The 21,297-nt window shown below is 42.5% G+C and carries 17 protein-coding genes and 1 tRNA gene; 13 read left to right on the top strand and 5 right to left on the bottom strand.

Going from position 1 to position 21,297, the window contains the following annotated elements; all coding sequences use genetic code 11:
* Window positions 1-22: 22 nt before the first annotated feature.
* From AC07NA_RS22175 to AC07NA_RS22165, 3 genes are all read left to right on the top strand, one after another.
* Window positions 23-1,426, top strand: a complete 1,404-nt coding sequence (locus AC07NA_RS22175; RefSeq protein ID WP_345209842.1) for an undecaprenyl-phosphate glucose phosphotransferase — start codon at window positions 23-25, stop codon at window positions 1,424-1,426.
* 2 nt (window positions 1,427-1,428) lie between these two features.
* Window positions 1,429-2,037 carry a helical backbone metal receptor gene (locus AC07NA_RS22170; protein WP_494899852.1) on the top strand — a complete coding sequence of 203 codons (609 nt, stop codon included), beginning with the start codon at window positions 1,429-1,431 and terminating at the stop codon, window positions 2,035-2,037.
* A 273-nt stretch (window positions 2,038-2,310) separates the two neighbouring features.
* Window positions 2,311-2,392: transfer RNA gene (locus tag AC07NA_RS22165), tRNA-Leu, on the top strand.
* A gap of 200 nt (window positions 2,393-2,592) precedes the next feature.
* Here AC07NA_RS22165 and AC07NA_RS22160 read toward each other — a convergent pair.
* The 3 genes from AC07NA_RS22160 to AC07NA_RS22150 form a co-directional block, all read right to left on the bottom strand.
* Window positions 2,593-3,024: a hypothetical protein gene (locus tag AC07NA_RS22160; RefSeq protein ID WP_494899851.1), complete on the bottom strand. Its 432-nt coding sequence runs from the start codon at window positions 3,022-3,024 to the stop codon at window positions 2,593-2,595.
* Between the two features lie 5 nt (window positions 3,025-3,029).
* Window positions 3,030-3,389 carry a hypothetical protein gene (locus AC07NA_RS22155; RefSeq protein ID WP_494899849.1) on the bottom strand — a complete coding sequence of 120 codons (360 nt, stop codon included), beginning with the start codon at window positions 3,387-3,389 and terminating at the stop codon, window positions 3,030-3,032.
* A 505-nt stretch (window positions 3,390-3,894) separates the two neighbouring features.
* Window positions 3,895-5,133 (bottom strand): hypothetical protein, encoded by a 1,239-nt coding sequence (locus AC07NA_RS22150; RefSeq protein WP_494899847.1) that lies wholly within the window; start codon window positions 5,131-5,133, stop codon window positions 3,895-3,897.
* A gap of 203 nt (window positions 5,134-5,336) precedes the next feature.
* Between AC07NA_RS22150 and AC07NA_RS22145 the strand changes: the two genes are divergently transcribed.
* The 6 genes from AC07NA_RS22145 to AC07NA_RS22120 all read left to right on the top strand — a co-directional run bounded on the left by AC07NA_RS22145 (window position 5,337) and on the right by AC07NA_RS22120 (window position 12,024).
* Complete coding sequence (locus AC07NA_RS22145) at window positions 5,337-5,732, top strand: hypothetical protein (protein ID WP_494899846.1); 396 nt, start codon at window positions 5,337-5,339, stop codon at window positions 5,730-5,732.
* Window positions 5,733-5,991: 259 nt separating this feature from the next.
* Entirely contained in the window at window positions 5,992-7,035 is a 1,044-nt protein-coding gene (locus AC07NA_RS22140; RefSeq protein ID WP_494899844.1) for an alpha/beta hydrolase, read from the top strand.
* A gap of 99 nt (window positions 7,036-7,134) precedes the next feature.
* The gene (locus AC07NA_RS22135) at window positions 7,135-7,923 is read left to right on the top strand and encodes an alpha/beta hydrolase (protein ID WP_494899842.1); all 789 of its coding nucleotides are present in this window, start codon (window positions 7,135-7,137) and stop codon (window positions 7,921-7,923) included.
* A gap of 40 nt (window positions 7,924-7,963) precedes the next feature.
* On the top strand, window positions 7,964-8,836 hold the full coding sequence (locus AC07NA_RS22130) for an SDR family NAD(P)-dependent oxidoreductase (protein WP_494899841.1): 873 nt from the start codon (window positions 7,964-7,966) through the stop codon (window positions 8,834-8,836).
* A gap of 36 nt (window positions 8,837-8,872) precedes the next feature.
* Window positions 8,873-9,655, top strand: coding sequence for an MBL fold metallo-hydrolase (locus AC07NA_RS22125; RefSeq protein WP_494899839.1), 783 nt, complete (start codon window positions 8,873-8,875; stop codon window positions 9,653-9,655).
* A 137-nt stretch (window positions 9,656-9,792) separates the two neighbouring features.
* Entirely contained in the window at window positions 9,793-12,024 is a 2,232-nt protein-coding gene (locus AC07NA_RS22120; RefSeq protein WP_494899837.1) for a histidine kinase dimerization/phosphoacceptor domain -containing protein, read from the top strand.
* 132 nt (window positions 12,025-12,156) lie between these two features.
* Here AC07NA_RS22120 and AC07NA_RS22115 read toward each other — a convergent pair whose 3' ends face one another.
* Window positions 12,157-12,525: a nuclear transport factor 2 family protein gene (locus AC07NA_RS22115; protein WP_494899835.1), complete on the bottom strand. Its 369-nt coding sequence runs from the start codon at window positions 12,523-12,525 to the stop codon at window positions 12,157-12,159.
* A 210-nt stretch (window positions 12,526-12,735) separates the two neighbouring features.
* On the opposite strand from AC07NA_RS22115, the gene AC07NA_RS22110 reads away from it, so the two are divergent.
* From AC07NA_RS22110 to AC07NA_RS22100, 3 genes are all read left to right on the top strand, one after another.
* Entirely contained in the window at window positions 12,736-13,632 is an 897-nt protein-coding gene (locus AC07NA_RS22110) for an oxidoreductase (protein ID WP_494899834.1), read from the top strand.
* 76 nt (window positions 13,633-13,708) lie between these two features.
* Window positions 13,709-14,521 (top strand): helix-turn-helix domain-containing protein, encoded by an 813-nt coding sequence (locus tag AC07NA_RS22105; protein ID WP_494899833.1) that lies wholly within the window; start codon window positions 13,709-13,711, stop codon window positions 14,519-14,521.
* A gap of 11 nt (window positions 14,522-14,532) precedes the next feature.
* Window positions 14,533-14,937, top strand: coding sequence for a DUF1801 domain-containing protein (locus AC07NA_RS22100; protein WP_494899832.1), 405 nt, complete (start codon window positions 14,533-14,535; stop codon window positions 14,935-14,937).
* Window positions 14,938-15,021: 84 nt separating this feature from the next.
* Here the strand turns inward: AC07NA_RS22100 and AC07NA_RS22095 are convergent, their stop codons facing one another.
* Complete coding sequence (locus tag AC07NA_RS22095) at window positions 15,022-17,784, bottom strand: TonB-dependent receptor (RefSeq protein WP_494899831.1); 2,763 nt, start codon at window positions 17,782-17,784, stop codon at window positions 15,022-15,024.
* Between the two features lie 502 nt (window positions 17,785-18,286).
* On the opposite strand from AC07NA_RS22095, the gene AC07NA_RS22090 reads away from it, so the two are divergent.
* Window positions 18,287-21,016 carry a carboxypeptidase-like regulatory domain-containing protein gene (locus tag AC07NA_RS22090; RefSeq protein WP_494899829.1) on the top strand — a complete coding sequence of 910 codons (2,730 nt, stop codon included), beginning with the start codon at window positions 18,287-18,289 and terminating at the stop codon, window positions 21,014-21,016.
* Window positions 21,017-21,297 lie beyond the last annotated feature (281 nt).

The following is a 21,297-nucleotide window of genomic DNA, read 5'->3' as shown; positions in this document are numbered from 1 at the left end:
TCACATATAACACCCGTATTAAATGATTCACAGATACGCTACGTTTATTAAGGCGGTTAACCTCACTATTGATTACATTATTCTGAACCTGAGTATGGTTATCTCTTACTTTATAGAGGACAAATCATACATATCATGGATAAGCAATAAGAACTACCTGCCTATTGTATTGGTTTTTAACCTGATATGGTTATTATCGGCCAATGTAACAGGCCTGTACGAGCAGGTTTTAAATAAGGATTCCATTAAAACCTACCGCGGCTTAATTAAAACCTACCTGTTATTTGTAAGCTTTATTTGCTTTACCATCATCATTTTAATAGGTACAAAAGCATACTTCATTACCCGCGAATATCTGTTCTATTCTTTAGCCCTTTTTGGTTTCCTGCTCGGTTTCTGGAAGTTGATATTCCTGAGCATTCGCCGCAGCGACCGCGCTCTATTAATCGATTCGCGCAGCGCCATTGTTATCGGCGGGGGCCGTATTGGTAATGATCTGCATAACTTCTTTAAAAACAACCCGAGCCGTGGTTATAAAGTGATCGGTTTTTTTGACGATAATTCAGAAAGCATTATCGATAAAAAACTCTACCTCGGCGCCACGCAAGATTGTATCAGCTATGTAATAGCCAATAAGGTAGATGAAATATTCTGCACGTTGCCAAGTTCCGAGTCAGCGAAAATTGAGCGCCTGATGCTTGATGCCGATAAGAATTTGATCCGCTTTAAGTTCATTCCAGATTATTATGATTATGGTGTAAAGCCAACTTCTATACAAAGTTTCGGCCATATCCCGGTAATATCCATTCGCCCCGAGCCTTTGGAGAACATCCTGAACCGTTTCATCAAACGTGTATTTGATGTACTGTTCTCGCTTTTCATTATCCTGTTCGTGTTCAGCTGGCTGTTCCCGATACTGGCTATCATTATCAAAATGCAATCGAAAGGACCGGTTTTCTTTGTGCAGGCCCGTTCAGGCAGGGATAATAAATCTTTCAACTGCTACAAATTCCGCAGTATGAAGGTGAACAATGATTCGGACAGTAAACAGGCCACCCGCGATGACGACCGTATTACCAAGATTGGTAAATTTATGCGCAAAACCAGTTTGGATGAGTTACCGCAGTTCTTTAACGTACTGATCGGTAATATGTCGGTAGTTGGTCCGCGCCCGCACATGCTGAAACACACCGAACAATATTCGGCCCTTATTGATAAATTTATGGTAAGGCATTTCCTTAAACCGGGCATTACCGGCTGGGCACAGGTACGCGGCTTACGCGGCGAAACCAAAACCACCGAAGAAATGCTTGGCCGTGTGGAGGCCGACGTGTGGTACCTGGAGAACTGGTCGTTCCTGCTGGATTTGAAGATCATCTTCTTAACCTTTTGGAATGCCGTTAAAGGTGAAGAAAACGCATTTTAACTATGCCCTTGTTTTACGATCAGCTTAACCGCCCCGTAAACTTGCAGGCCATACCCAAACGCATTATATCAGCAGTTCCGTCGCAAACGGAGCTGCTTTTTTATTTGGGGCTCGATGAAGCCATAGCAGGTGTAACCAAATTTTGTATTCATCCTTCCGATAAGGTAAAGCCGATAGCCAAAATAGGCGGCACCAAGCAATTAAATATCCAACTGATAAAGGAACTCTCGCCCGACCTTATCATCGCTAACAAGGAAGAAAACGACCAAATACAGATAGAAGAGCTATCCGAACACTTCCCGGTTTGGATAAGCGATGTGAATGACCTGCCCGGGGCGTTAGATATGATCAGTTCCGTTGGCACCATAACCGGCAAACAAGAACCGGCAGAAGTGCTTACCCGACAAATCAGCGATAGTTTCACTAACCTGCAAATTGCTCACACTGGCAAACGCGCCCTGTACCTTATTTGGCGTAAACCCTACATGGCGGCAGGCAAACATACTTTTATCGATAGCCTGCTCCCCTATTGCGGTTCAATGAATGCTGTTGATGAGAGCAGGTATCCTGAAATTACCACCGAAGAACTCAAAACATCAACCCTGATGTAATACTGTTATCGTCCGAACCCTATCCTTTCCGTGAAAAACACATAGCGGAGCTGCAAACCATCCTACCGCTGGCTAATATCATTTTAGTGGATGGCGAAGTATTTTCGTGGTATGGCAGCAGGTTATTATACACCCCGGCCTACTTTAAACAGCTAAACGAAGCCTTACTTAAATTTTAATTTGAAGACAATTAACCACTTAGGTGAATTTGTTAAAATAGATTTTAATATTTATTAATTAACGCTATCTTTGCCAACTCAAAATCCTAACGATGCGGAAGTGGCGTAATTGGTAGCCGCACCAGACTTAGGATCTGGCGCTTCACGGCGTGGGGGTTCGAGTCCCTTCTTCCGCACATCGATCTAAATCCGTTAACTGAAAGGTTAACGGATTTTTATTAAACTAAAATATTGTGTAGCAAATCAAATAAGCGACATCTTATTTAATCAATATGCCATATAACTCATTAGATATCGTCCAGTATTCAAGATATTTTATACACAAACGTCTAAGTAAGATTTATAATATACAAAGTAGTACACCATCTTGTATCTGCTAATTATCAGATTGATCAGGAAGCCTTTGCCGTTTTCTACGTGGAATATAAGCATGGCTAATAGGAGTTCCTTTTAAATACACCGCTTGAACTCCTCTGGTTTGGTCAATAGAGAGCGAGACAAACCCCTCAACTAAGTTATCGTCCAAGATATCTTTTTTTTCTCCTTTGAAGAATGACTCAAGTTCGAGCACTTTAAATTCATTAAGAACAGTCAAAGTGAAAATCTTATTTTTATGTTCCGGACTACGCTTCTTGGAATAAAATATTCTAACTATAACAGTAATTAATAACTTTTCGCTATCACCATCTGCCTCAACTTTAATATCGTTTTCACCTGAGATTAAATCATCCTCGGAAATAGTTATAAAGCCATCAGGAATATTTATAGAATAATTTAAAGGATTAATACTGACTATTTTATATTTCATTTGGCTCAATTACAGGCAAAATCAAATACAGAGTCTTCTACTATATCCGAATAAGACTCCTTTGTATTTAGTTTTATAGGTTTAGCTTTTACTGGGCTAATGATTAAGTCTCGTGCTGGTATGATACTAACTTGATCATTTTTATTATTCTGACCCATTTTCACAGCCTCTTGAATTATCTCGTTATATAAATCGAAATAGAATTTATTATTCTTATTATACAAATAAATAACATGGGCTTCATTAATCGTAACTTTACGAATAAGTTGCAATTTACTCGTTCTTATTTGCCTAAAAACTATATATGCAGTAGCAATAAACAATAAAAACGAGACAATTGATATATAAATAATTACATTCATCATTTTCTTATCTATTTTTATAATATATTATGGATTTCATAGTAAAAGATACAATTATTGACATTGAAGTCAAAATCACTTGAGCTACTTTATAATTAGATAAATCATAATTTGTAAAATGCATTTTAGCACTAAATGCTGCCGCATAAACTATCATAGCCATGATGCCAATAATAACGCACAAAAATAACAAAAAGTTTTTCGCGAACTTGTTTATCTGAAAGTCATTTTCAAAGCAAAACTCATAGAAAATAGATGCAACTAAAGAAATCGAAAAAAATAGAAAAAAACCATCCAAAATAAAATTGTTAAGGCCAAAATTGTTAATTACACCCATCCAAACAAAAACATAGGCTATTGCAATTTGAATGATGCCTACAAAACAACAATAAAACGTCCAGATTAATGAGGTTATTAAAGCTTTCAATATATTCGTTTAGGAATTTTAGCCTAATATAATAACTTATTTAAGTTATTATATTTTTTTTAACATTAATTCCTCCTCCCCCTATTTCGTTACAAAGTAAGTAGCCGTCATAGCCAGCCTTCCGGGTACCGAAGTAAGATCTGACGCCGGTATGTGGCCATCCAGGAAACGGTTCGGGCTGTTCATGTCTCTCGGGCTGCATATTACCCGCACATTTTTTTGCGTCACTTTTATTAAACCGCGCGAGTAGTATTTCCGCAGCAATACACTTCCATCTGTAAGTGATTCTACCATTACCGTTATATAAATATTGCCCCGAACCGGGCCCGGCGTAATATACTCGCCTACATTATTTTGTATACCGAACAGTGGATGCTGCCAAACACCGTCAAACTGAAAATTATAAGTACCGGCATCATTGGGGCCTATGGTAACTATTTCAAATTGTGAAACTTCCTCACCCGTTAACGCTATAACCTGGTGTATGGGTGTTATCACGAACTTTTCGAGTGTTGGTCTGCGTGGGTAACCGTCAAATTGCTTCGCTATCTCTGAAGTTTTAGCACCGCTGTTATAAGCTACAAAAGCACCGGTCCAAAAGGAGGCAAACTTTTTAAGCTCCGGGTTTCCGGTAGTAGTGCCTGTCATAAAACCTTCGGATGTAAACGAGGCGGCAATAATGGCTTTTAAACTCTTGGTTATAGATATCGCATTCGCTATTATGTGAGTTTCGCTGTAGCCTGGTGTCTCGGTATTAATTGGCTTACTACCGCCTAAACCATACAGCGTGTAAGCGTCGCCATCCTTCCTGATCTTTATATTATTAATCAAACTGATGTGCCCCGAGGTCCAGTTAAGATAGTTCAGGTGTACAAGCAAATGATCGGGCATGTAATCGATAGTGACGTAGTTGTAATCGTTAACAGCCCTTACAATTCCTTTTATGGTGAAATATAAAATCTTAGGCCTTTGCTGTGCATCATAAATAACATTTAATATAGTATCGCTTGCAGTGGTTTTTGTGATAGACGCGGCGGCAAGCCTTACAATTTCGCCCTCGTTGTTCCTTTTACCATAAAAATAAAACTCAAGTCCACTTTTATCATGTTTATATATCGATAGCAGGGTATCTACATCGCTTACATTGGTTTTAACGGTAATAAGCGAATCTTTTACCTCCACAGGCTCTTCGCCGGGCGGCGGATCTTCATTGGGTGGGTTATTATCTTTTTTGCAGGACGACACTATTACCGACGATACAGCCAGCAGCAGTATGATAAAGGATTTCAGGTACGGATTCATTTGGTAAATGATTGACATACAAATATTATTAAATAATATCGGATATATCAATAGCCTGAATAACCATTGTTATTCAATTACAATAACCTGATTTTTCTTATTTTAGCTGCAAATATACTTACCCTTTGATTTTTCGTTTTTTTAATAACATAACTCTTATTGATGAAGAAGATCTTTTAACCATATCTTCCTCACAAAGTTTCAAGGGTTTTCGAGCCACAATGCAGCTTCTTCCTAAACAGATAGTTTATAACCGTGGGAAAAAATCAACAACAATCACCATTGATAACAACAGTGTGATTTTAATTTCAGTAGGTATTCATGGTAGCCGTAATGGGAACAACAGCTCGGAACTATATATTAAAAATGGTGATGAATTATCGCTTGTTGATTTTTTCACAGTTAGCGAGCCTGTTACTGATCTGAGAAAAACAAAAGCTTATGCTTTAATTGAATATATTGCAAATCGTCTAAAAGAAAAATACGGCATTACCTGGGAATATAAATTATCTATAGACACGAAAGAAACAAGAAACAATACTACCAAAGCGTTGCTAATTATGATCCTGATATGGATTATCATATTTTCATACATAATATTTACTTACAAATCTTAACTGAGCTTTCTTAAAAAGATTTTTTTAAAATGTAGTATACGGTTTATATCCTATCAATGGGAAATTCTTTATTTTGTATACTACATCCCGGCCTCTCGTATCTCCCAAAAAACCAATTCCACTTATCCATATCTCAACAGTTTAGCGATATGTCGATTATTTATAATCGACATAGACACAGTCAAATAACTGACTACCAATACAATAACCAATTGGCCTTGGTTTTGAATATAGGCAAGCAACGCTTATATCACAAACCATGAACACAACCAAACAACACTCAACTACAAAAACAGGTTTAATACTGCTGCTGGCATTGGTGGCCAACGGCACTGCCAGCGCGCAGGTTGATTACGCTACCGATCCGCATTTATCACCTGCCGTGAAAGAATTTTTAAAGCCGCTTAATGGCGGTGGCCCGGGCCTGGAAACCTTGCCCGTAAAAGATGCCCGCCAGGTACTGGTTAACGCGCAAAATGCCGCCAAGGTTAACCTTTCGGGGATTGAAGAAACCGAAAAAACCATTACTGCCGACGGTTATAAGATCACCTTAAACATTGTGCGCCCGGCAGGGGCCAAAGGCAAGCTGCCGGTATTTATGTTTACCCATGGCGGCGGCTGGGTACTGGGCGACTACCCCACCCACAAACGCATGGTGCGCGACCTAAGCGTACTTACCGGTTATGCCGGGGTGTTTGTAAACTACAGCCTTTCGCCCGAGGCTAAATATCCGCAGGCTGTGAACGAGGTATATGCCGTAGCCAAATGGCTCACTGCTCATGGCGCCGAAATTAATGTAGACGGCAACAACATGGCCATTGTGGGCAACAGCGCCGGCGGTAACCTGGCCACAGCTACCGCACTGATGGCGAAAGAAAAAGGCGGCGCTAAGTTCAAACTCGAAGTGCTTTTTTGGCCGGTAACCGATGCCGATTTCAACAACGAATCGTACAAACAATTCGGCGCGCAGCGTTTTCTTACTTCGCCGCTAATGCAATGGATGTGGGACCAGTATATCCCGGTTGAAAAGCGGAAGGAAATTTATGCTTCGCCACTGCAAGCCACCGTTGAGCAATTAAAGGGCATGCCGCCAACACTGATACAGGTTGCCGAGAACGATATTTTACGTGATGAAGGTGAAGCGTACGGCCGCAAACTGAGCGATGCAGGTGTGGATGTAACTACGGTGCGCTATAATGATGTGATACACGATTTCGGCTTGTTAAACGGCCTGGCTAACATACCGCAAACAAAAGCCTTGTTTTTGCAAGCAGCAGCCGAACTGAAAAAGCATCTTAAATAAAACCAGGCAAATTCAACCTCACAATATCACAATTCCAAATTAAGACCGATCGCTCCTGATACAATGCGCGACCGGTCTTATTTAAACCACATCATCATCATGAAAACCCCTAACACCAAAACCATTCTTTTTGTTACCGGCGCGTTTGTAAGCAGTAATTGCTGGAACGATTGGCGAACCTACTTTGAAAGCAAAGGCTACACCACGCACGCGCCTGCATGGCCACACAAGGACGCGCCCACGGCGGCCGACCTGCGGGAAAGGCAGCCCAATGATATTGAACTGGCCAGGCTTACGCTAACTCAACTGATAGACCATTACGCCAACTTTGCCAAGGCACTGCCCGAAAAGCCCATTATTATAGGGCATTCGCTGGGTGGTATGATCACGCAGATACTGACCAACCGCGATCTGGCAACCGCTGCCGTGGCCATACATTCGGTGCCGCCACAGGGGGTGCTGCCTTATGAGTTTTCGTTTTTAAAATCGGCATGGAAATCATTAGGCCTGTTTACCTCGCTCGATAAAACTTATATGATGTCGTTCAAAGATTTTCAGTACGCCTTTGTAAATGGCTTACCACTTTACGAGCAGCGCCTGGCCTATGAAACCCTTGCCGCGCCCGAATCAAAACGTGTAGCCCGCGGCGGACTTACCAGCGCGGCCGCTGTTGATTATAACAAACCGCATGTGCCATTGCTGCTTACTTCGGGCGATGAAGACCATATTACCCCGGCACACCTTAACGTGCGCAACTTTAAAAAGTATAAGCGCAACGGTTCGGTAATAGAATACAAGGAATTTAAAGGCCGTAACCACAACGTGCTTGGCCTTAAAACCTGGAAAAAGGATGCCGACTATATTTTAAACTGGATAAGCAAGTACTAAGCAAAAGCCAATCACTCCGAAACAGTTAAAACCAACAACCATGAAAACCATAATACTTACAGGCAGCAACAGCGGGTTCGGTTTGCTTACCGTGCAAACACTGGCCAAACAAGGGCATAAGGTATACGCCACCATGCGTAATGTAACCACTAAAAACGCGGAAGCCGCCAAAGATTTAAACCAATGGGCTGCCGATAACAACGTGCAGATAAAGATTATTGAACTTGACGTAAACGACGATGCAGCGGTAGAAAAGGCGATGGCCGAAATAGCGGCCGACGCGGGCGGTAAGATAGATGTGCTGATCAATAACGCGGGTACGGGCTTCATCGGCCTTAATGAAAGCCTTAGTCCGGCGCAAACCAACCAGATCTTCCAGATCAATGTACTGGCGGCAGACCGCATGATAAAGGGAGCCTTACCCTACATGCATCAACAAAAAACTGGACTGATACTCACCATATCAAGCGTTGGTGCAAGGCAGCCCATGCCGGTAATGGGTGTATATGCAGCCACCAAAGCCGCCATTGATACCTTATCGGCCAGTTATTATTATGAGTTGCGTTCAGCGGGAATTGATGTGGCCATTGTACAGCCCGGCATATACCCCGCTACCGATATTGTGGCTAAACAGCTGATACCGGCCACGCCCGATGTTGAACAATATTATGGCGAGGATATACTCAATTTTCAGAAAGGGGTATTCAAAGCTTTTATACCGAACGAGAATAGTCCGTCACCACAAGAAGTGGCCGATTTGATAGCGGGTATCATCAATACGCCAAAAGGCAGCCGGAAGCTGTGGAATATAGTAGGCGGCGGTCCGCTGGCTGCTCATATTGATAATATTAACCAGGCAACAGGCCAATTGGTCGAAACTATCCTGGGTGCCACAGCCGCACACGCGCATTAGACATTGGTAGCCCCTATCAACTAAACTAATCCTTTTATGCAGATCAGGATCACCCATATCGATACTGCCTGTATTCTTCTCGAAATAGGAGAATACAGGATACTTACCGACCCTACTTTAGATAAAGCGGGCAAGCTTTATTACCATGGTTATGGCTCGGTATCGCGTAAAACTGATGATCCGGCGCTGGATGCGAACGAGTTGCTGCATATCGACCTCGTGCTATTGAGCCACCATCAGCATAAAGATAATTTCGACGATAAGGGCAAAGCCTTTACCCGCACCGTGGCCAATGTGATTTCCACCAAAGCAGCGGCACGGGCCATGTCCGGAATTATAGATCTGGATGACTGGCAAACCTACCGGGTGCCAACCGAAAAAGTACGCAACTTAAGGGTAACCGCCGCCCCCGCGCAGCACCATCCCTGGTGGATCCCCGAATTTGTGTCGGGCAAGGTAATAGGCTTTGTCATTGAGTACGATGATCAGCAGGATGGCGTGATCTACATTTCGGGCGATACGGTTTATTTTAAAGGGATAGATGAAGTGGCTAAACGATACAAGATCGATACCGGGATATTCCATGTGGGTTCGGTGCAGTTCCGGTACCTTACCGGCTTAGGTAAATACACCATGGATAGCACAGACCTGTTACGTTCCGTAGCGGTATTAAAACCCAACAAAATCATCCCGATACACTATCGCGGATGGACGCATTTTAAAGAGAAGGAAGATATTTTAAGACAGCAACTGGCAACTAACGCGCTCACCAAAAACCGCACAATCATACTACAACCCGGTGTGCCTACTGTAATTTAAAAAGTTGAGCTAATTTTAACGGCATAACAGCTATGAGCACCTGCTTTATAAATTATTAATAATTATTTTTATGCTGAATACTTACTATCCGCAAATGCCGATAGCGATACATAACAAACTATAGCGCCGGTTTTAACATGGCAAAACATCTTAAACTTATCATTATATTATTGCTGTTCAGTATCCCTGTTTCGGCGCAGTATTTTTCGGGCTTCCCGGATATTACACCCGAAGAGCTGCCAAGTGTTTTAACCTCTCTTAAAAACAGCAAAGCCGATGTTAAGCGCATACAAACACTATTAAGAACGGGCACCTACTACCTCACTAAACCCGGCGAAGAAAGCCACGACTTAGATACCGCCATGCTGCTGGCCCAGCAGGCAAAAACATTAAGCGCTGCGCTTCATAAAAAGAATGGTGTAAATGAGTCGCTCTTTTTAATAGCCCGTATTTACCAGGAAAAACGTGAGTGGCTTAAAGCCAAAGATCTTATTAACAAAGTAAGCGATACCACGCGCATCAAACTGCTTTTAAACCTAACGCTCAATTATTATTACCGTTACAAGCTTTACGAAACCAACGATGCCATATTAGATACCGCTATTACGTTTTCGCAGCAGGCATTTAAGCAAAGCATGGCCGGTAAAAACAAGTATCAATTAGATTATACGGTTGGTTATATGCTAATGATACCCACCCTGCTGATGCAATACGGCAAGTTTGTTATTGCCGAAAAAAAAGCCAAACAGATACTCGCCATCTGCAAAAAGAGTGGGTACCCCAAGCTGCACTACATATATGCCAGGATAGGCGATATTAACACTTACCTCGGCCTTTACGACCAGGCCCTGCTCAACTTTTATGAAGCCGAAAAGTGGATGCAAAAAACAAACGACACCGCTTTTTATGGACATATCTATCTCGGGTTGGGAGATATTTATAAAAACATAGGGCAGTTTCAAAAAACTATTGATTGCTATAAAAAGGTAATATCCCATTTAGATGTATCAAACGTTACGAATCGGTTCGCGTTGCTTGAGGGGATAAACCGGGTGATGCGCAAGCTGCACCGTAATCAGGAAGCGCTCAACTTTGTTTTAAGCGAAATGAAAGGTTATCCCCTTAAAACAGATGAAGACAAGCTTTACGCTTACAGCGCCCTCGCAGAAGCATACAAAGGAACACAACAAATAAAAAAGGCTGAAAAGTACTTTTTAGCCTATTACGATCTATGCAAAAAACTCAATAAAGACCTTAATGTAGCTTATCGTAATGTAGGGCAATTTTATGTAGAATCTGGTCAGTTCGCAAAGGCAGAGCCTTATCTCTATGCCGTTGAAAAAACTTCGGTGAGCGAAACAATGGCATTCAAAGCGCACCTGCAATTTTTGCTGTTCAAATCAGACTCCGCCGCGGGCAAATACCTGTCGGCCATGAGGCATTTAATGATCAATAAACGGCTTGATGATTCAGTTGTACAGCTTGGCCGCGCTAAACAAATAGAGGAGCTACAGGTAAAATATGATATTACCAACACAGAGAATAAATTGATAGTGAAGAATAAGGATATCCGCATTCTCAATCAAAGAAATAAATTACAGGAAGCAAATTTAAAGCAAGCCAACTTAATACGTAATGTCACTATAGTAATGTCGGCATTGTTAATAATTATATTGAGTTTGGTTTACAGGCAGTACAAGCAAAAACAGGCATCAAATAACATTATTACACAAAAGAACACCATGTTGCAGCAACTGTTATCTGAAAAGGAATGGCTGTTAAGAGAAGTACATCACCGGGTAAAAAACAACTTGCAAACAGTGGTAAGTCTGCTGGAATCGCAAGCCGCCTACTTGCGCGACGATGCCCTTAAAGCCATGGAAAGCACGCAGCATCGTATATACGCCATGTCGCTTATTCATCAAAAGCTTTACCAAACCGATGATGTGCGGATAATTAACATGGCATTATATATCCCGGAATTCATGAACTACCTGATGGATAGCTTCGACACCGGGCAGCAGATCTGTTTTGAACAAGACATTGAGCCGCTGGAAATGGGGGTATCGCAGGCTGTGCCCTTGGCATTAATTATTAACGAGGCGGTAACCAATGCCATTAAATATGCCTTCCCCAACGGTAATAAGGGCGTTATCAGCATTACCCTGAACAGCAACAACCAACGTATTCATCTCGTTATAGCCGATAATGGCATAGGCTTACCGGCAGACTACCAAACAGCAAATACCAAAACACTTGGACTAAAATTAATGCGCGGTTTAAGTGAAGATATCAACGCGGATATCCGTTTTGAGAACGATAATGGCACTAAGATTACCATTACTTTTAAGAATGAACACATTAGTTAGAATCAAGAGTTAAGATTCAAGAGACAGGACAGGACACGCAGAAAAGCTCTTACATCTTAACTCTTGTCTCTTGAATCTTAACTCTTGATTCTCAACTCTTGTCTCCTGACTCTCAATTCTTGACTCTCTCCCTCAGTCCCTATGCGATAACTCTATCACGGTTCTTGGGTCGAAGAGTACTTTCAGCGCGCTGATCTTGCCGTTTTTGAGGGTATACCATCCGCAGCCGAATATGATGAGTCCGGAAATTTTCAGGTCATACAACAAGCAAATATCGTCGCCGTCTTCAAAGGCTTTCTTTACATCGTATTCCAGTTGCATACGTTCCATATCGGCAAAATAAGCTTCGGCTCCATCGCGCGATCCTAAAACGCCGATAAACTGCATATCATCATTAGCAAAGGTACGGGCCAGTTCAAAATCTTTATTATTAATGGCATCTATACAGGCCAGCACTACATCTTTAGCGGTATTATTGGTGGGGTTATCTGAATGGCTCATTATATATTGGTTTTAGTAATTGTTACCGGATAAGCATTAAATACTGTGCCATTGTTATCCCTCTGGTTAATTATTTTACCCTTTGATAAATGCCATAACCATTTACTTTAAACTAAATTGAGCTTTTCAACAAAGCAAAATGAGCGTTTTAACAAAGCTGCCGCTGCCATTTCTATCGACCTTTGAATAAATTAAATAATACAAATAAAAATGGCAACTCAACAAAAAGTATGGTTTATAACAGGCAGCTCACGTGGCCTTGGTCGTAATTTAACTGAAGCAGTATTGGCAAACGGCGATAATGTAGCTGCTGCTGCCCGTAATCCCGAACAATTAAAAGACCTTCTGGATAAATTCCCCGGTCAGCTGTTCCCGGTTAGGCTGGATGTAAACAATCATGATGAAGTATACCAATCAGTAGCTGATACCATTGCGCATTTCGGCCGCATTGATGTATTGGTGAACAATGCCGGGTTCGGCATTACAGGTGCGGCCGAGGCATTTACCGACGAACAGGTACGCAGTCAGCTGGAAACCAACCTGTATGCGCCTATCGAAATTACCCGTGCCATATTACCCTACATGCGCGAACAGCGTTCGGGTCATATCCTGCAAATTAGTTCTACAGGCGGCCGGGTAGGTAATGCGGGGTTAACCATGTACAGCGCCGCCAAATTCGGATTAGTTGGTTTCAGCGAAGCTTTATCAAAAGAAGTGACCTCGTTAGGCATAAAAGTAACTGTAGTTGAACCTGGTGGTTTCCGTACCGATTGGGGAGGCGCGTCTATGACCTATGCCCGCCGTGTGGAAGGCTATGAAACAACGGTGGATTGGATGCAGGATTTCTTCCGCAAAAACTACGTACCCATGGGCGACCCTGATAAAGCTGCCAAAGTAATGATAGATGTAGTGAACAACCCTGAGCCGCCCCTGCACCTTATATTAGGCAGCGAAGCGGTAGGCATAGTAAAAATGGCCAACAGCCTGCGCGACGAAGAATTTGAAAAGTGGATCCCCGTAAGCACCTCCACCGACCAAGACGATGCCGTGAACTTTTTAGAAACCGAGATGGGAAAAGCTTTCCTGAAGTTGAAAAGCAATAAATAACAACGATTGATCTTTACGTACAGCATTGCTTATTATTTGTATGGCAATGCTGTTTAGTTTTATAAATTTGAAGTATATGCTTAAGCAAGAACACGAAAAAGTAGCCAACCCAATTGTATACTCCTGCTATTATACCCGGAGCCGCGAGGGTGAGCAATTTGTGCAGGAGCATGTTTTTAGTTATCAAATTTCGGGCACACTGATATTGAATGATGGCAGCAGGGAATATGCGATAAATCCCGGCGATTTCAGGTTTTGCAGGCGCAACAGATTGCTGAAGTTTAATAAGCTGCCGCCTGCGGGTGGTGAGTTTAATTCGATCTCCATCTATCTCGATCAAAAAACACTGCGCGATTTTTGCGCGGAATACGGTTATAGCGCAGCCAATCACCATGCCGGTAACGCGGTACTCCAGCTAAAACCCAGCGCTATGTTCAAGGGTTTTGTTGATTCGCTGATGCCCTACGAGCAGCAGATAAAGCAGTATGGCAGCAACGCGGGTTTGCTATCGCTCAAAATAAAGGAAGCGATAATGATATTACTGCAAAGCGATCCGGGATTAAAGGATGTACTGTTCGATTTTTCGGAACCGGGGAAGATAGACCTGGAAGCTTTTATGAATAAGAACTTCCATTTTAATGTACAGCTAAAGCGTTTCGCCTATTTAACCGGCAGAAGCCTGGCCACTTTTAAGCGCGATTTCGAGAAGATATTTAATAACACACCCAGCCGGTGGTTGTTACAACGCCGTTTGCAGGAGGCCTGGTATCAAATAAAAGAAAAAGGCAAGGCGCCGTCAGACGTTTACCTTGATCTGGGCTTTGAAGACCTTTCACATTTTTCGTTCGCATTTAAAAAAACGTTCGGTGTAGCACCCTCAAAAATTTAACGTCAAACACAATGGCAAAAAAAGCACCCGAAACAGTAGATGAGCTTATTCAAAAACTTGATCATCCGCTTAATGATGTGGTGAACATTTTACGGCAAATTATATTAGTTGCCAATGCCGAAATAGCCGAACAGGTAAAATGGAACTCGCCAAGCTTTTATTACACCTGCGACATGCCGTCCTTCGACCCAAAGGAATACAAACGGGATCTCCTCGTTCTAAACCTGCATAAAAAAGAATATGTGCTGTTGGTGTTCCCCACAGGTGCTAAGGTCAATGATACCACCGGACTGCTGGAAGGCAAGTTCCCCGACGGACGCAAGGTGGCGAAAATTAGCAGTATTGAAGATGCCGAAGCAAAAAGGGAAGCTTTGCAGCAGGTGATTAACCGGTGGATTGAACTGGTTGATAAATAGCCACCCATATATACTACATAAACACAAAGAAGCCTGCCCCTCTTTACGAAAGGCAGGCTTTTATAATTGTCCCGGTGTAATGTATTAAAATGTAAAACCTATGCGGGCAAAAAAGCGGCGACCGTTACCGCCCATTTGCACCGCGTCGAACGGGCCCGACGGTTCGTTGTTAAACGCGTAACCTTTGGCACCTTTTACGTAAGCCAGGTCGGGGTGAACGTTAAATACGTTATCAAGCCCTAATGAAAAACGGATGGACTTGCTCGCCTTGTACGAAGCATAAATATCGCTCACATATTTGCCGCTGTATATGTATTGATCAGGCATTGTAGTCGTACCATCGTCAGTAGGTACAACCGGGGTAATGTTTGATCCGTCGCCGTAACCTAACAGGTCAATTTTACCAAAGTAAGTTACACGTGCGCCAAGGGTAAGGTCTTTATGGCCAAACTCAGGGTTTAAAGCGAATTTTGCAGGCGGAGCCGATGCCAGGATAAATTTACGTTCGCGCGAGCTCAGGAAAGTTTCTCTCAAAGCTTCGGTACTGCCTAATATCGGCGGGTAGTTCACTTTATCAATCTTCATGTTTTGAAAGTTGCCGGTAAACAACAAACGATAGCGGTTTTGGCCAACCGTACGGCTGTAATCAATTACGATATCCAAACCTTTATTGGTAGTGTTAACCGCGTTGGCGAAGAACTGTGCCGAACCTACATTCAATGCTTTTAAGGCATCAGTAAATGAAGGATCGAGCGTATCGTCATCGGCACTAAACTGGCCCGATAATACCACGCGATCAGTCACCTTGATTAAATAACCATCGGCAGTAATGCTTAACTCAGGGATTGGTTTAAAGGTAAAACCTAAACCGGCATTCTTTGATTTTTCCTGCGTTAAGTTCTGTATGCCGGCAGCGCGCGTAATAGGGCTGTAGTTCGGCGCTATCTTTACTTCAGATATTACCGTGCCCTGTACATTGGTAAAGGTCGAGCTGTAATTGATTTGCTGCAGCGATGGTGCACGGAAGCCCGTACCCAGCGAACCACGGATGTTGAAGTTGTCGGTAATTTTGTAGCGGGTAGCGAATTTGCTGTTAAAGTTGTAGCCAAAATCGCTGTAATGCTCTAAACGGTTGGCAAAATCAACCAGCCATTTTTTGGTTACATCCAGCTCGAAATCAACAAAACCGCCAAATACCGAACGGTTGGCGTTCACCTCGTCTGCCGGTTGAAAACCAGGGAAGCCCTGCGAACCTGCCGCTTGCGTACCTGTTGGGTCGTAGTTTTTGTACGAGGCTTCTTCACCCGCGAAGATCTTATATTTCTCATACCTGTATTCGGCACCAAAACCAAGGTTAAAGCCTGCCAAGGCGTCAAAGTGTTTGCTTACGTTCAGGTTAGCCGTGTTTTGCAAAAATGAAGAGCCGCCATCATCAAAATGGGTTTTATCTGCACCTAAAGAAGCATTAAAGGTTTTTTCGCCAAAGAAATGGAATTTGTTGCGACCAAGGTTATCACTCAAATCCCAATCCCAGTCTTTACCGAAAGTGCCTTTTAAGCCCAATGCCAAAGCGATATCGCTGTTGTGGGTTTGAATAAGCGGGTTGTAGTATGATTCACCATCGGGCGTATTGAAAATAATGCCCTCTACCGGTATCAGGTTGCCATTGTTGGTAGGGAAACGCTCCGGCCTGCCCGAAAAGTTACGGGTAAAGGCATAGGCATCAGATGCCTTGTAGCTATAACCTCCAAAACTGTAAAAGGTAGTGACAGTATTCAGCGGGATTTCGTTATTGAAAAATATGGTCCCGGTTTCTGCCGATCCTTCGCCGTTAGCCCTTCTGTATGGGTTTAAAGGCAGGGCTTTCGGGTTAGCAAAAGCGGTATCATGTGTTTGGCGGAAGGTTTTTCCGTTTTTAGAGTAATCGCCCGTAAAGTTGATAAAACCATCCTTGCCGATAGGTAAACCGTAGTTGGCATCAATGGTAATACCGTTACCGTCAATAGTGCCGCCATGCGGATATTGGTTGGCCGCTACGCTTTTGCCGCTGTTAAAGGCAGGGTCGTAATAACCGGAATAGCCTACATTGGCTGTAAAGGTGCTCACGGTTTTCTTTAGCACGAGGTTGATAACCCCGGCAATCGCGTCCGAACCATATTGCGCCGATGCACCGTCGCGCAATATCTCCACCCTGTCGATCGCAGCTGTGGGGATAGAGCTCAGATCGACACCAGAGTTACCACGACCACGTGTACCGAATACCGATACAAAGGCTGTGGAGTGGCGGCGTTTTCCGTTTACCAGCACCAGCGTTTGGTCGGGACCTAAACCTCTCAGGGTACCCAGTTCAACATGGTCGGCACCGTCAGATCCTGATTGCTTATTATAATTGAATGATGGAGCCGCATAGTTCAATATATCGGTAAGATCCATACGGCCGGTTGTGGTGGCCGCTTTGCTTACGTTAACTACATCCACTGGCACAGCCGTTTCCAGTTTTACCCGGCCGGCAGATCGTGTACCTATCAGTACCACTTCGTTAAGCTGCGCGATGCTGCTCTCCAAAGCGATATTGAATTTGGTAGCAGTACCTACCTTAACAGAGTAAGGTTTGTAACCTGTGTACGTAAACTCCAGTTCATCAGAGGGGGCGGCTTGTATGGTAAATTGCCCGCTTGCGTTGGTGCTGGTGCCCTGTGTAGTACCTTTAATAAGCACGGTTACGCCTGCTAATGTTTCTTTAGTGGCAGGGTCGGTAACGGTACCTGTTACAGCTTTCTTTTGTGCCAGTAATGTTTGTGTGCTAAATAGTAGTAATGTTAAGAATAAGAGTAAATTTTTCTTCATAAATGTGGTGGTTAAGTGAAAAAATGTGAGAAATATCATAAATATAATTCAATAATTTATACTATTTCAGTATTTATGATCGTGTATATGTAAATATTGAAAATTATTCTATCATTTTTAAATTATTGACAAAATATAATTTCATAAATAAGCCTTTCTATATTCATGAAAACACATTATTGGTAATTTGTATAGAATATTTACTCCAAAGTGGCTTAACATTTATACAAACAAGTATTTTTGATAGAATTTTATTCAAAAACCAACGATTTACTAAATCTTATTTATAGAATTTAACTTTAGCACATGCGATAAAAGCACCCGGCTGATTATGATAATAAGGAAGGTAACAAGGGCTCTTTTTCTGTGATGAAAATATTACAAAATAATTATCGGGCTCAATTAAACCTTTTAGCATTTATGCAGTCGTATTGGTATATTGAGCCCGAATTAATATAAACCGTAAACCAATTTTAGTTCTAATAAACCTTACTGCATACCTATGCTAAAAAACAAACTCTCCACCACATTTTTTTGTGCCGTGCTGTTTATAAGTGCGCTAACCGCATTTGTGAAAAGCAACGACGATCCGCTTGATAAGATCTCCGCATCTTTAAGCACCTGGACAAGCAACCTGCCCCAGGAAAAAGTATACCTGCATACCGATAAACCTTACTATGCCCTTGGCGATACTATATGGTTTAAGGCTTACGTAACTGTAGGCAGCAGGCACCAGTTATCGGCATTAAGCGGCGCCGTGTATGCCGACCTGATCAACGAGCGGGATTCGGTAGAAAAAACACTGAAACTACCCATCAGCGCCGGTGTGGCCAAAGGTAATTTCATTTTGGCCGATACCATTGCCGAAGGTAATTACCGCATACGTGCCTATACCCAATGGATGCGCAACGCGGGCGAGGATTACTTTTTTGATAAAACCTTTATTGTAGGCAATGCCATTGATAAGATAACAGCCAAGGCCGATTTTAAGTACAAAACCGAAGGTGGTAAATCAATAGTAAGTACTATTATTACCTACACCGATAGCGACGGCAAACCCGTTGTTGGGCAGGATGTAGAATGCCGGGTAGAGAATAGCGTAAAAGTACTGGAACGAAAGAAGGGTAAAACCGACCAAAACGGATCGGTGATACTGGACATGGAGAACAACGGCAAAAACAACTTGCAGGGCACTCACGTAACATCGGTTATTACTACAACAAGCGACGGTGAAAAGAAAAGCAGTTCTACTACCTTTACTATAAAAGCCAGCCTCGCGCAAACTGATGTGCAGTTCTTCCCCGAAAGCGGTGATTTGGTAGCAGGCATCAACTCTCGTGTAGCTTTTAAGGCAATAGCTATTGATGGTAGCAGCGTAGCGGTTAAAGGCTCAATTGTTGACGAAGGCGGAACCGAAGTAACCACTTTTGAAGCACTGCACGCGGGCATGGGTAATTTTACCATGAGGCCCGAAGCAGGTAAAACCTATTCGGCCAAAATTACTTATCCGGATGGCTCGCAAACAAAAGTGAACCTCCCCAAAGTAAAAGACAGCGGCTATGTGCTGGCCGTATATAATAACCCTAATACCGATACCATACTGGTACGTATAAATGCGTCTGCAAATTTATTGCAGGCGCCGCAAGGTGTAAATATTGTGGCGCAATCGGGTGGTGAAATGCTGTACGCTTCGCAGGTGAAGATAGCGAGGGCAGTTACATCGGTATGGATCCCTAAAAAGAATTTCCCTACCGGGATAAGCCAGTTTACGCTATTTAACGCTGCCGGCGAACCCACCAACGAAAGACTGGCCTTTATCAAAACTGCCGACCAAATGCAGCTGAAATTAAACAGCAGCAAACCAAGCTATAAAAATCGCGAAAAGGTAGAGTTAACCCTTGATGCAAAAGATAAAACTGGCGCTCCTGCGATAGGCAGTTTTTCTATCTCGGTGATTGACGAAACCAAGGTGCCTGTTGATGAAAGTACAGAGACAACGATACTATCAAGCCTGTTGCTTTCATCAGACCTGAAAGGGTATATAGAAAAACCAAACTATTATTTTACCCAGCAAGAAGATGCCGACAAAGCGCTGGATAACCTTATGCTTACCCAAGGCTATCGCAGGTTTGTATGGAAAGATCTTTTAGGTGGTACTTCGCCGAAACCTTTATACAAAGCCGAGAAATTAGCTGTTGATATATCGGGTAGATTGATGTCACTTAGTAAAAAGCCGTCGCCGGGTGGTAAAATAACCTTATTCTCTGCAAAAACTAATATCCTGAAGGATACGCTTACTGATGCTAATGGCTATTTCAGCTTTGATAATGTGATTATTCCGGATAGCGTAAAATTTACGGTGCAAGGTCGTAATGCCAGAAATGGTTCGCTGGTACAGGTGCTTATGAACAAGACACCCATACAGCCCTTCTCCCTGAACCCCAATTTGGCCGATATAAATAATGATATTGCAGGTAGCAACAAAGCGTACCTGGCAAGTAACAGGAAACAAATTGAAGAGCTTGAAAAAACAGGAAAGCTTAGCAGGATACAGCAACTGAATGAAATAAAGATCCGTGGAAAAAAAGGCCCGAGGTTAACCCCGGGAATGATGGGTATACCTGAAAGCGCCGCCGACCAGGTTTTAACGTTTAATGGCACACAGGCATGCGTTAACCTTACCATGTGTTTGCAAAGCCGCATTCAGGGTGTGAGTTTTGTTCCGCGCGACCAGGTAACTAATTACCCTACAACCCGTGGCCGCCCAATGCAGGTAATTGTTGACGGCTATAAGCTTAGCTTGCCCGAAGAAATTAGCGAGGTATTTGATAACAATTCTATTGATCCGGCTGATGTAGCAAAAATTGTTGTGGTACGTACAAGTACCGTACAAATATCAATGTTGGGCGGCGAAAGCTTAATTATTATTACTAAACGTGGTAACCACAGCCGTGGCCGTTATAACCCGGACATCGCTAATATTGCACCTCGTGGCTTTAATGAGGCTAAGGAGTTTTATTCACCTAAATACGATCATCCAAAAACAGCTTCTGAACTGCCCGATCTGCGTTCTACTGTATACTGGAACCCTAATTTGAAAACATCTGCCGATGGCAAAATTAAATTCGATTTCTTTACAGCCGATGATAAAGGCAAATACAAAGTAATTGTAGAAGGCATTAATGGCCTTGGCGACATAGGCCGCCAGGTATACCACTTTAATGTGGAATAAACAGGCTATGTAACCTTAACAAGATATAAACCTAAACCAGATTATACGATGGGGAGTATTGTTTAAAAGCAATGCTCCCTCTTTTATTTTTATACTTTTGTAATGTTTATTTACCGGATGTGTATTAAGATTTAGCTAAAAGGAATAAAGTAATCTAAAAAGTAGTTTAATCCATCAATTGATACTAAAAGCTTCATTTCTATTGCATATATCCTCTTTTTAAATTACATTCGTTAGTTAAATATCACAATTTGGGTGGGTTTATTTAAATGTTGAAACAT

The organism is Mucilaginibacter sp. GW821-FHT07G05, from assembly GCF_059418565.1.
The sequence above is the reverse complement of the archived record's forward strand: the minus strand, read 5'-3'. Positions and strand labels throughout refer to the sequence as shown.